We start from the raw sequence: 12,146 nt of genomic DNA on the forward strand, positions 1-12,146 counted from the left end.
TCCCGCCCTGTGAGGTCCGCCGCCGCCGGTAGAGTGCGCGTGTGACCCGCACCTCCTCCGAGCCCCTCCCCCTGCGCGACGCCCTGCACGGGGTCGCCCCGTACCTGGAGGGCGTGCGCGGCCGCTGGGTGGGCGGGCTCCTCGCCGCCCTCGCCGCGGGGCTCGTGGCGCTGGCCATCCCCCAGGTGATCCGCGTGCTCGTGAACACCGTGTTCGCGCACTCGGCCCCCGGCGTCCCGGGTCCGGCGGACCCCGCTGCCGGGGTGTGGTGGGCGGCGCTCGCCCTGGGCGCCCTGGGCCTGGCCGAGGCGTTCTTCATCTGGCTGCGCCGCTTCTTCATCCTGCCGCCCGCCGCGGACGTGGAGAACCGGGCGCGGATCAGCATCTACCGGCGGCTGCAGCGCCTGCCCGCGAGCTTCCACGACGCGTGGCCCTCCGGCCAGCTGCTCTCGCGCGCCCAGGCGGACCTCTCCCTGCTGCGCCGCTGGATCGCGTTCGGGTCCGTGATGCTCGTGGTGGAGAGCGTGACCATCGTGGTGGGCCTCGTGCTGCTCTTCACCATGTCCTGGCAGCTGGCCCTGCTCTACCTCGTGGCCGCCGTGCCGATCATGATCCGCTCGTTCCGCTTCCGCAACGACTTCCGCGCCGCCTCCCGCCTCTCCCAGGACCAGGCGGGCGACCTCGCCACCACGGTGGAGGAGTCCGTGCACGGCATCCGCGTGCTCAAGGCGTTCGGCCGCGGACCCGACGCGCTCGAGGGCTTCCGCGGGGAGGCGGAGACCCTGCAGGGCACCGAGGTGCACAAGGCCGCGGTGCTCGCCCAGTTCACGGGCCTCGTGGTCGCGCTCCCCGAGGTGGTGCTCGGCGTCGCGCTGGCCCTGGGCGTCTACCTCGTGGCCGTCGGCGACCTCACGGTCGGCGCCCTGGCCGCGTACTTCGCCACCACGGCCGTGCTCTCCCGGCCCGTCGAGGGCATCGGCCAGCTCATGGGCATGACCCTGGCCGCCAAGACGGGCATCGACCGGCACCTCGAGGTCATGCGCACCCCCGTCGTCATCGCCTCGCCGACCGGCACCGACGCCGCCGAGGAGCAGGCCACCTCGCGCGCCGTCGCCTCCTCGGAGGCCACCTCGGCCGTGGTGCTGGACGGGCTGCCGCCGTCGTCGGGCCGCCTCGCGTTCCGGCACGCGCGCTTCGCCTACCCGGACACGCCCGCGGACGCCGCGCCCCTGCTGGCCGACGTCGACCTCGAGCTCGTGCCCGGGGAGACGATGGCGCTCGTGGGCGTGACCGGCTCCGGCAAGTCCACCCTCGTGCAGCTCGTGCCGCGCCTGCAGGACGTCACGGGTGGCGCCGTCGAGGTGGACGGGCTCGACGTGCGGGAGTATCCCCTCGAGGAGCTGCGGCGCCGCGTGTCCATCGCGTTCGAGGACGCCACCCTCTTCTCCGACACGATCCGGGCGAACGTGCTGCTCGGCGCGCCCGCGGAGGCGATCGCCGACGGCCTGGACTCCCCCGCCGCCGAGGAGCTGCTGGAGACCGCGCTGGACACCGCGCAGGCCGGGTTCGCCAAGGGCCTGCCCGAGGGCGTGGACTCAGAGATCGGCGAGGAGGGGCTCAGCCTCTCGGGCGGCCAGCGCCAGCGCATCGCGCTGGCCCGCGCGATCGCAGCGCGGCCGGCCATCCTCGTGCTCGACGACCCGCTCTCCGCGCTCGACGTGCGCACCGAGGAGGCGGTCACCGCCCGGCTGCGGCAGGTGCTCGCCGGGACCACGACCCTGATCGTGGCGCACCGGCCCTCCACGGTCGCCCTCGCCGACCGCGTGGCGGTGCTGGAGGGCGGGGTTATCGTCGACGTCGGCACGCACGCCGAGCTGCTCGCCCGCTCCGCCGCGTACCGCGACATCATCACCACGGGCGCGCAGGCCGACCGCACCCTCGAGCGGTTCGCCGACGCCGGCGACGCCGCGTCCCATGCCGATGCCGCCGGTTCCCACGCCGCCCCGACCACGGAGGACGCCCGATGAACCCGCAGGATCCCCGAGCGCAGGCGCCCGGCACGGCACCGGATCGCCCGGCCGACCGCGGCGTGACGGGCCCCGACACCTCGACGCTCACCGTGGTGGACCCGGCGCAGGCGGCCTCCCTGCGCGTCGTCGGGGTGGGCGGGGAGGAGTCCCTCGAGTACACGCCCGAGGAGCGTCGGCACGTCCGCCGCCGCTCGTGGGCGCTGCTGCGCCAGCTCGCGGCGCCCGTGCGGGGCACGCTCCTGCTCACCGCCCTGCTCGTGCTCGTCTCCAACGCGGCGCGGGCGGCCGTGCCGCTGATCATCGCGTGGGCCATCGACCGGGGCCTGCCCCAGGTGGTCGAGGCCGTGCGCACGGGCGCGGACCCGTGGCCCGTCGTCGTCCTGGTGGGCGGGGTGTACGCCCTGACGGGCCTGACCGCGGGCGTCCTGCTGGGCGTCTACCAGTGGCTCACGGCCAAGGCGAGCCAACGCATGCTGCTGGCGCTGCGCGTGCGGGTGTTCCAGCACACGCAGCGTCTCTCGCTCGGCTTCCACGAGACCTACACCTCCGGCCGTGTGATCTCGCGGCAGACCTCGGACCTCGAGGCGCTCCGGGAGCTGCTGGACCAGGGCGTGTCCTCGCTCGTCTCGGGCGTGCTGTTCATGGTGTTCACGTCCGCGTCGATCGTGCTGCTGGACGCGCCGTCGTTCCTGGTCCTGCTGATCGCGTTCGTGCCCGTGGCGATCGCGGTGCGCTGGTACCAGGTGCGCTCCGAGGAGGCCTATCGCCGCTCCCGCGTGTCCTCCGCGCGGTCCATCGTGCACTTCGTGGAGACCATGACGGGCATCCGGGCTGTGCAGGCGTTCCGCCGCGAGCGGGCCAACGACGCGAAGTACACCCGACTGGCCACCGCCTACCGGGACGACATGGTGGAGACGCTGAACCTCTTCGGCGTGCTGCAGCCCGTGCTCGTGGTGACCGGCAACCTCACGGTGGTGGCGCTGCTGGTGTTCGGCGGCCTCCGCGTGCTGGCCGGCGACCTCGAGGTGGGCGTGCTCGTGGCGCTGCTGCTCGCCGGGCGCCGCGTGTTCCAGCCCATGGAGATGGTGGCCATGTTCTACTCCTCGTTCCAGTCCGCGGGCGCCGCGCTGGAGAAGGTCTCGGGCCTGCTCGAGGAGGAGCCCGCCGTCGTCGAGGCCGCCCAGCCGGCGCTGCTGCCGGGGGCGACGCGCCCCGGCGAGGGCGTGGCCTCCGGGCGCATCGAGTTCCGCGACGCCGTGTTCGGCTACGGGCCGGAGAAGGTGATCCTGCCCGAGTTCGACCTGACGATCCCGGCCGGGCAGACCGTGGCCGTGGTGGGGCAGACCGGCGCGGGCAAGTCCACCCTGGTGAAGCTGATCGCGCGGTTCTACGACCTGACGTCCGGCTCGCTCACCCTGGACGGCGTGGAGCTGAAGGACCTGGCGAGCCGGGACCTGCGGCGCAACGTGGTGATGGTGACGCAGGAGGCGTTCCTGTTCTCCGGGTCCGTGGCGGAGAACATCGCGCTGGGCCGGCCGGGGGCGTCCGAGGCGGAGATCCAGGCGGCGGCGCGGGCCGTGGGCGCGCACGAGTTCATCCTCGCGCTGCCCGAGGGGTACGACACCGACGTGTCCAAGCGCGGGGGGCGGCTGAGCGCAGGGCAGCGGCAGCTGGTGTCCTTCGCGCGGGCGTTCCTCGCGGACCCGGCCGTGCTGATCCTCGACGAGGCGACGTCCTCGCTGGACCTGCCGAGCGAGCGCCTCGTGCAGGACGGCCTCGAGCGGCTGCTGGGCAACCGCACGGCGCTGATCATCGCGCATCGGCTGAGCACCGTGGAGATCGCCGACCGCGTGCTCGTGGTGCACGACGGCCGCATCGTCGAGGACGGCAGCCCGGCGGAGCTCGTGGCGCAGGGCGGCCGGTTCGCGGCACTCCACGGGGCGTGGGAGGACTCGCTCACCTGACCGATCCTCTCCCCTCCGGAGGCGGACACTTTCGCTAGGGACATCGTCGTCTCCATCCCAGCATTCTGGGATGGAGACGACGATGTCCCTAGCGAAAGTCAGGAGCGGTGGCGGCGGACCCACTCGATCGCCCGTGCGAAGCCGGTCAGCCGGTCGTCGGCGGTGAGGCGCAGCGAGCGCCACCCGTGGTCCTGGAGCCATCCGTCGCGCCGCGCGTCGCGTGCCTGCTGCTCGCGAGACCGATGGTGCTCGCCGTCGTACTGGAGTGCCAGCCGCCACGCCCGATAGCCGAGGTCGACGATGGGGGCGAACCGATCCTGCGGATCACCGGGCACCTGAAGCTCCGGCTCCGGCAGCCCAGCCTCGATCAGTGCGAGGCGGAGCTCGGTTTCCGGTGGAGGGTCGGCCCCGACCCGAACCAGGTGCAGAGCCTCCCGCGCCAGGCGCACTCCCTTGAACCGGCCCGTCCGGCGGAGGGCCTCTCGGAGTCGCTCGGGAGTCGTGACGGGGTCACTGCGCTGGCCGTCCGCCCACGGCCGGTTCACCCGCGCGTCTCCGGCGATCACGAGGGGGTCCCGGGGCCCGCGCGGCCTCAGCGCTGCCAGGTCGAGCCATGCCCGCTCCACCGAGGTGGTGCGGATGCCGTGGATCTCCACGACGTCGTCGGCCGCCTCCTCCGGAGGCCACGGCACGGGGTCCTCATCGTGCCCGAGCGCTCGCCAGTCCTCGACGGCGGCACCCGTGGCGCGGTGCACACCGTGCGTCACCGACCGGAGGTCCGCGCGGCGTGCTCGCTCGGCGCTGAACCCCGCGGCGGTCAGGTCCGTGAGCCGGAACGTGGAATGCGCAAGCGGGGAGGGGCGCGGGCTCGACGGGTGCCATGCCCCGCATGCTGGCCGCGCCCACGTCTCCCCCGCGCGCCGGCGCCGCGATCCGTGGACGACGCGCCCGACGACCGCCCCTGTGCAGGAGCGGCGGGCCGCGGCCGTCAGCCCCCCTTCCTTGTTTTCGCTAGGGACATCGTCGTCTCCATCCCACGAAGTTGGGACGGAGACGACGATGTCCCTGGCGAAAGTGCCGGGGGGTGGGACGGGTCAGGGGGTGAAGGTCCGGCCCGTCAGCTTCTCGTACGCCTCCACGTAGCGCGCGCGGGTCTTGGCCACGACGTCGGCCGGCAGCGCCGGCGGCTCCCCGCCCGAGGCACGGTCCCACCCGGATGCCTCGCTCGTCAGCCAGTCGCGCACGAACTGCTTGTCGAAGCTGGCCGGCGCGCGCCCGGGCTCGACGTCGTCGGCGTCCCAGAAGCGGGAGGAGTCCGGGGTCAGCACCTCGTCGCCCAGCACGATCTGCCCGGTCGTCGGGTCCACGCCGAACTCCACCTTCGTGTCCGCAAGGATGATCCCGGCCTCCCGCGCGATCGCCTCGGCCCGCGTGTAGAGGTCGAGCGTGAGGTGGCGCAGCCGCGCCGCGGCCTCGTCGCCCACCCGCTCCGCCATCTGCTCGAACGTGATGTTCTCGTCGTGCTCGCCCACCTCGGCCTTCGCGGAGGGCGTGAAGATCGCGGGGTCCAGCCGCGAGCCGTCCACGAGCCCGGACGGCAGCGGCAGTCCCGTCACGGCCCCGGACTCGCGGTACTCGGCCAGGCCCGAGCCGGTGAGGTAGCCGCGCGCGATGCACTCCACGGGGAACATGTCCAGCCGCTTGACCACCATGGCCCGGCCGGCCACGGCCTCGGGGACGTCCGTGCTGACCACGTGGTGCTCGAACGGCGACGCCGCCGCGCCGTTGCAGCCCTCCGCGAGCCTCTCGAACCACCACAGCGTCAGCTGCGTGAGGATCGCGCCCTTGTCGGGGATCGGCGGCGCCAGCACGTGGTCGTACGCGCTGATGCGGTCCGAGGCCACCACCAGGAGCGTCTCACTGCGTCCCGGCTCGGCGTCGGCCGGCTCGTAGAGGTCACGCACCTTGCCGGAGTACACGTGGCGCCAGCCCTCCAGCTCGAGGGCCTCGGCGCCGTCGAAGCCGCGGCGCGCCCCCGCGCCCACGACGTCGTCGCCCACCGCCGCGCGCTCGTCACCCGCCGCCGTGCGATCCGCGCCGGCACCCGGCACCGCGATCTCGCCGCGCTCGGCCTTCTCGGCGATGTCGGTGCGCCACTGGGCGCCCTCGAAGCGGATCCGCTCCACGCCCTCGTACGCCCGCTCGCGAGCCTCCACGAGGTCCGCCCCACGCCCGACGACGGCCAGCACGCGCCCGCCGTTCGTCACCACGCCGGCCTCGGTCGCGGCCGTCCCGGCGTGCATCACGTCCACGCCGTCGAGCCCGAGCGCATCCTCGATCCCCACGATCACGTCCCCCTTCGAGGAGCTCGCGGGGTACCCGGCCGAGGCCATGACCACGTCGACCACGGTGTCCGCGCTCCAGGCCAGCTCGCGGTCCGCGCCGAGGCGACCCGCGGCGGCGTCGGCCAGCAGCCCGCCCAGCGGGGTCTCGAGACGGGCGAGCACGGCCTGCGTCTCCGGATCGCCGAAGCGCACGTTGAACTCGATGACCTGCACGCCCTTCGCGGTGACGGCCAGGCCGCAGAACAGCACCCCCGTGAAGGGGGTCCCGCGGCGGGCCATCTCGGCCAGGACCGGGCGGGCCACGCGGTCCATGACCTCGTCCACGAATCGCTCGGGCAGCCACGGCAGCGGCGTGTAGGCGCCCATGCCGCCGGTGTTCGGGCCGGCGTCGCCGTTGTCGATGCGCTTGAAGTCCTGCGCGGGGCTCAGCGGCACCGCGTCCTCGCCGTCGCACACCACGAAGAGGGAGACCTCGGGGCCGTCGAGGTACTCCTCGATCACCACGGTGCCGCCCGCGGCGAAGCACGCCTCGGCGTGGGCCAGGGCCTCGGCGCGGTCCTCGGTGACCACCACGCCCTTGCCGGCGGCCAGGCCGTCGTCCTTCACCACATGCGGAGCGCCGAACGCGTCCAGCGCGGCCTCGGCCTCGGCGGCGGTGGTGCACACGCGGGCCCCGGCGGTCGGCACGGACGCGGCGGCCATGACCTCCTTGGCGAACGCCTTGGACGCCTCGAGCTGGGCGGCGGCCTTCGAGGGGCCGAAGACGGCGACGCCGGCCTCGCGCAGCGCGTCGGAGACGCCGGCCGCGAGCGGGGCCTCTGGGCCGACGATCACGAGGTCCGCGTCCAGCTCGCGGGCGAGCGCGACGACGGCGGCGCCGTCCGTCGGATCCACCGCGTGGAGCGTGGCGGCATCGGTCATCCCGGCGTTGCCGGGGGCCACATGGAGGGCGCTGACCTGGGGGTCACGGGAGAGGGCGCGGAGCAGCGCGTGTTCGCGGCCGCCGTTGCCGAGCACGAGGATCTTCACGCGCTCCAGCCTACGCGGTGGCGCCTGGCCACCCCGGGCTCGGGCCGCCTACCGTGGAGCCCATGACGATGCCCCCCATCCACCACGGTCGCGCCGACGGACCAGGCCCCGGCCTGCGGACGGCGTGGATCTTCGTGGCCACCCTGTTCACGTGCTCCCTCATCGGCTTCTGGAGCCTCCGCCTGTTCGGGGTCGGCCGGGGCGAGGTCGGCTGGGGCACGGTCGCGGTGATCCTCGCCGTGGCCACCGTGGCCGCCGCCCTCATCACGCGGTTCGTGCGGAACCGCTGAGGCACGGCGGCGGCGCATCCGGTGCGCCCGCCCCCGCACCCGCCCGCCGCGCCCGTTCTTCAGCAGGTCCCGGCCCGCCGCGGTGTCCGCCCCTCAGCGGATGATCCGCCGTCGCCGCGCCTCGGCCACCGCCGCCGTCCGATTGTCCACGCCGAGCTTCTGGAACGCGTGCACCAGGTGCGTCTTCACGGTGGCCTCGGAGATGAACAGCGCCTTGGCCGCCACCCGGTTCGTTGCACCCCCGCCGATCAGCGTGAGCAGCTCGATCTCGCGCGGCGTCAGCGCCCCGCTGTCCCCGGCCCCCCGGCCCACGAGCCGCGCCGCGATCTCCGGGGCGAGCGCGCGCCGCCCCGCCGCCGCCGTTCTCACGGCGCCCGCGATCTCCTCGCTGCTGGCGTCCTTGAGCAGGTAGCCGGCCGCGCCGGCGTCAAGGGCGGCAAGGACGTCCGCGTCCGCGTCGAACGTGGTGAGGATCAGCACCGGCAGCCCCGGGAACCGGCCCCGCACCGCGCGCGTCGCCGCCGCGCCGTCCATGCCGGCGCCCATCTGCAGGTCCATGAGCACGACGTCGACGCCGGGCCCGGCCGCCCCGACCGCCCCGAACTCGGCCTCGGCGGCGGCCCGCTCGAGCACACGCAGCGCCTCCTCGCCGTCGGCGGCCTCCGCCACCACCGCGAGGTCCTCGTGCCCCTCGAGCACGGCGCGCACGCCCGCGCGCACCACGGGGTGGTCGTCCACCAGCATCACGCGGATCATGCGTCCTCCACGCTCGGTCCCCGGTCATCCTCGCGCGCAGGGCCGCTGGGCGTCCGCGGCAGGGGCACCCGCAGCGCGACCACGGTGCCCTCCCCCGGCGCGGACTCTACCGCGGCCTCCCCGCCCAGCAGTTCCATGCGCTCGCGCACCCCGGCGAGCCCGACGCCGGTCGAGCCGTCCGTCCGCGGGGCGTCCGTCCGCGGGCCGCCCGCACGATACCCGTCGACCCCGGCGGGGTCGACGCCTCTGCCGTCGTCCGCCACGTCCACCGTGATCTCCCCCGGCAGGAAGGCGAGGGACACCCGCGCCCGCTCGGCACTGGCGTGCTGGCCGACGTTCGCCAAGGACGCGCGCACCGCCCGGACCAGCGCGGTCTCCACGGCCTCCGGGACGGGCACGGCCTCCCCGACGACGTCCACGTCCGCCGCCACCGGCGTCCCCGCCGCGGCCTGCTGCGCCGCGAAGGCCCGCACCGCCGCCTCGAGGGACTCCACGAGCCCGGCGCCCGTGGCCCCGCTGCGCAGCTCGCGCACGAAGGCGCGGGAGTCGGCGAGGCTCTCCGCGGCGGTCGCGCGCACGGTCTCGAGCCGCTCCCCCGCGAGCGCTGCGTCCCCGTCCCGCAGTGCGTCCTGCGCCGCGCGGGAGACGAGCACGATCGAGGCGAGGCCCTGCGTGAGCGTGTCGTGGATGTCCCGCGCCAGGCGCTCGCGCTCGGCGAGCGCACCCGCCGAGCGCTGGCTCGCCGCGAGGTCCGCGCGTGTCGCCCGCAGCGCCTCGGCCACGGCGCGCTGCCGCTCGGACTCCTCGAGCAGGGCGCGGTAGGCCCCCGAGAGCACGAGCGCGACCACCGCCCCCACGAGGGGGCCGATCACGGCGGCGGGCGGCACCCCCTCGCCGGCCGCGGCCATGCTCAGCCCCACGACGCCGGCCATGGCGAGCACGAGGAGGGTGCCCGCCACCCGGCCCAGGCGGCGGTGCCGTCCCGCGACGTGGCCGGCCACGTGCAGCACCACGAAGAAGAGCGGGAACGCCACCCACGCGACGTCGGGGTGGTGCGCCACGAGCAGACCCCACAGCCCGAGCACGACGGCGAGCCACACGGCCGCCGCGCCCCGGCCGACGTCGGCCCCACGCCGCCAGCGCCGCCGCTCGACCACGGTGCCGGCCAGGTACACGGCGGCGAGCGCGACGGAGAGGCCAACCAGCACGACGGTCGTGAACGGCCCGGGCGTCTGGCCGGCGCCTGCCGCGCGCACGCCCGCGAGCGCCCGGGCCAGCCCGACGGCGAGCATGGCCGCGAAGGCCACGTGCAGGATCACGCGCAGACCCGCCAGCACCGCCGCGGTGCCCGACGGCTCACCGGCCTCGGCGACGGGGGCGGACGTCGTCGTCGGAGGCGGGGTGCTGCTCATGCCGCCACCCTACGGCGGACGCCGCCGGCCCCCGCCCTCCGCCCCCCGAAGCAGGTGTCACGAAACGTTGGTATCCGAGGCGGATTCCCACACATCGTGACACCTCGTTCCGCAGGGGGTAGGGACGGGATCAACCGAAGGGTTGACCCGGGATCAACCCTGGCGGTCGATGTGCGGACCGAGTCCCGGCGGGAGGCTGGAACAGACGTTCCAGCCGGGCGGGAGGCGCCTCCTCCTCCCCGGCGCGACACCCCTCATCGAAAGGACGCGCACCATGTTCCTCGCCCTGCGAGACCTGCGCTTCGCCACCGGCCGCTTCGCCCTCATGGGCTGCGTGGTGGCGCTGATCTCCCTGCTCCTCGTCATGCTCTCCGGCCTCACCGGGGGTCTCGCCCACCAGAACACCGCCGCGCTGGACTCGTTCGAGGAGCAGGGCGTGCAACGGATCGTGTTCGGCGGCGCCTCAGGCCAGGAGCCCACCGCTGACTTCACGCAGTCCGAGTTCACCACCGCCCACCGGGACGCGTGGGCCGCCACCGACGGCGTCGCCGCCGTCGAGCCCGCCGGCGTGAGCCAGGGCCGGCTCGTGGGCCTCGAGCACGCGGTCGAGCCCGCGCCCGGCGCCCTCGCCCCGGCCGACGGCGTCACCCGCGTGGACACGGACGGCGTGCCGACCACCGGCGTCGCGTCGGCCTCCCTGCTCGGGCTCGAGGCCGGCTCCCCGCACGCCCCCGCCGGCCTGGCCGAGGGCACCGTGGTCCTCTCCCAGTCCCTCGCCGATGAGCTGCACCAGGGCGAGGGCGGCACCATCACCTCCTCCGGCGTGCCGCTGACCGTGGTCGACGTCGTCGCGGACTCCTACTACTCCCACACCCCCGTGGCGTGGGTGACCACGCGCGACTGGGCCGCCCTGGCCCACTCGGACGACGCCGACGTGATCGGCACCGTGGGCCTGGCCTCGTTCGACGCCGGCGCGGACGCCGACGCGGTGACCACCGCGGCCGACGACGCCGCCCACACCACCGCCGCCACCGTGCAGGGCTCCTACAACGCCCTGCCGGCCTACACGTCCGAGCACGGCTCGCTCGCGCTGATGCAGGGCTTCCTCTACGGCATCTCGGCCCTCGTGGTCATCGCGTTCCTCTCCATCTGGACAGTGCAGCGCACCCGCGAGATCGCCGTCCTCAAGGCCCTCGGCGGCTCCACGGGATGGGTCCTGCGCGACGCGCTCACCCAGGCGGCCTTCGTCCTCTCCGTGGGCGTGCTCGTCGGCACCGCGGCCGCGTTCGGCCTCGGCCTCGTGGCGGCGAACGTCGCGCCGTTCATCGTGGACCCCGCCACCGTCCTGGTCCCCGCGGCCGGCGTCCTCGTGCTCGGCATGCTCGGCGCCGCGCTGGCCGTGGCCCGCGTGACCCGCGTGGACCCGCTCACCGCGCTCGGCGGCAACTGAGCCACGCCCCGCCACCGCCGCCCGCTCCCCCACACGCCTGCCCGGAAGGACCCCCTCATGAGCACCGCCGCCACCGACCTCCGTCTCACCGCCGCCGATGAGAGCTCCGCCGACCTCGATGCCCTGCGCACCCCCGCCGCCGCGGCCGCCCGTCCCGGGGCCACCCCCGCGCTCTCCGTGCGGGACGCCGTCCTCGAGTACCCGGACGGGGACAACGGCGTGCTGCGCGCCCTCGACGGCGTGTCCCTCGACCTCCTCCCCGGCTCCTACACCGCGATGGTCGGCCCGTCCGGCTCCGGCAAGTCCTCCCTCCTGGCCGTGGCCGCAGGCCTCATCACGCCGACGTCGGGCACCGTGACCGTGGCCGGCCGTGAGATCACGGGCCTGACCCGCGGCGAGCGCACCGCCCTGCGCGGCAAGGAGATCGGGATGATCTTCCAGCAGCCCAACCTGATCGCCTCGCTCACGGCCCGCGAGCAGCTCGAGCTGACCGTGCACCTGGACGAGGACGCCACGCGGGCGGACAAGAAGGCCGCACGGTCCCGGGCCATGGAGCTGCTCGAACGCGTGGACCTGGCCGGCCAGGCGGACCAGCGCCCGCACCAGCTCTCGGGCGGCCAGCGCCAGCGCGTGAACATCGTCCGCGCCCTCATGGCCTCCCCCGCCCTGCTGCTCGTGGACGAGCCCACGTCCGCGCTGGACCGCGAGCGCTCGGCCGCCGTCGTCGCCCTCCTCGGAGAGCTGACCCGGGACGCGGGCGTGGCCACCCTCATGGTCACGCACGACCATGAGTTCCTCTCGGCGACGGACCGGACGCTGACCATGGTGGACGGGCGGCTGCAGGACTGACCCTCCTCTCCCTCGACGCAT

At 74.9% G+C, this 12,146-nt stretch carries 9 protein-coding genes; 5 read left to right on the forward strand and 4 right to left on the reverse strand.

What is annotated here, in order from left to right:
* The first annotated feature begins 41 nt into the window (after positions 1-41).
* Positions 42-2,027: an ABC transporter ATP-binding protein gene (locus tag LG274_RS05855; RefSeq protein ID WP_298712592.1), complete on the forward strand. Its 1,986-nt coding sequence runs from the start codon at positions 42-44 to the stop codon at positions 2,025-2,027.
* Positions 2,024-3,994, forward strand: a complete 1,971-nt coding sequence (locus LG274_RS05860) for an ABC transporter ATP-binding protein (RefSeq protein ID WP_298985010.1) — start codon at positions 2,024-2,026, stop codon at positions 3,992-3,994. The genes LG274_RS05855 and LG274_RS05860 overlap by 4 nt, the downstream gene beginning before the upstream one ends.
* A 98-nt stretch (positions 3,995-4,092) precedes the next feature.
* On the opposite strand, the gene LG274_RS05865 is transcribed toward LG274_RS05860, so the two are convergent.
* The gene (locus tag LG274_RS05865) at positions 4,093-4,686 is read right to left on the reverse strand and encodes an endonuclease domain-containing protein (protein ID WP_404465905.1); all 594 of its coding nucleotides are present in this window, start codon (positions 4,684-4,686) and stop codon (positions 4,093-4,095) included.
* A gap of 402 nt (positions 4,687-5,088) precedes the next feature.
* Positions 5,089-7,368: a phosphoribosylamine--glycine ligase gene (gene purD / locus LG274_RS05870; RefSeq protein ID WP_298985014.1), complete on the reverse strand. Its 2,280-nt coding sequence runs from the start codon at positions 7,366-7,368 to the stop codon at positions 5,089-5,091.
* 62 nt (positions 7,369-7,430) lie between these two features.
* On the opposite strand from purD, the gene LG274_RS05875 reads away from it, so the two are divergent.
* Positions 7,431-7,658 (forward strand): hypothetical protein, encoded by a 228-nt coding sequence (locus LG274_RS05875; RefSeq protein WP_404465908.1) that lies wholly within the window; start codon positions 7,431-7,433, stop codon positions 7,656-7,658.
* Positions 7,659-7,751: 93 nt separating this feature from the next.
* Here the strand turns inward: LG274_RS05875 and LG274_RS05880 are convergent, their stop codons facing one another.
* Entirely contained in the window at positions 7,752-8,414 is a 663-nt protein-coding gene (locus tag LG274_RS05880; protein ID WP_298985016.1) for a response regulator transcription factor, read from the reverse strand.
* Positions 8,411-9,826, reverse strand: a complete 1,416-nt coding sequence (locus tag LG274_RS05885) for an ATP-binding protein (RefSeq protein WP_404465910.1) — start codon at positions 9,824-9,826, stop codon at positions 8,411-8,413. The genes LG274_RS05880 and LG274_RS05885 overlap by 4 nt, the downstream gene beginning before the upstream one ends.
* A gap of 274 nt (positions 9,827-10,100) precedes the next feature.
* On the opposite strand from LG274_RS05885, the gene LG274_RS05890 reads away from it, so the two are divergent.
* Entirely contained in the window at positions 10,101-11,276 is a 1,176-nt protein-coding gene (locus LG274_RS05890) for an ABC transporter permease (protein WP_404465912.1), read from the forward strand.
* A gap of 57 nt (positions 11,277-11,333) precedes the next feature.
* Positions 11,334-12,125, forward strand: a complete 792-nt coding sequence (locus LG274_RS05895; RefSeq protein WP_298712573.1) for an ABC transporter ATP-binding protein — start codon at positions 11,334-11,336, stop codon at positions 12,123-12,125.
* Positions 12,126-12,146 lie beyond the last annotated feature (21 nt).

The sequence above is a fragment of the Micrococcus antarcticus genome, from assembly GCF_044872765.1.
Classification (GTDB): domain Bacteria; phylum Actinomycetota; class Actinomycetes; order Actinomycetales; family Micrococcaceae; genus Micrococcus.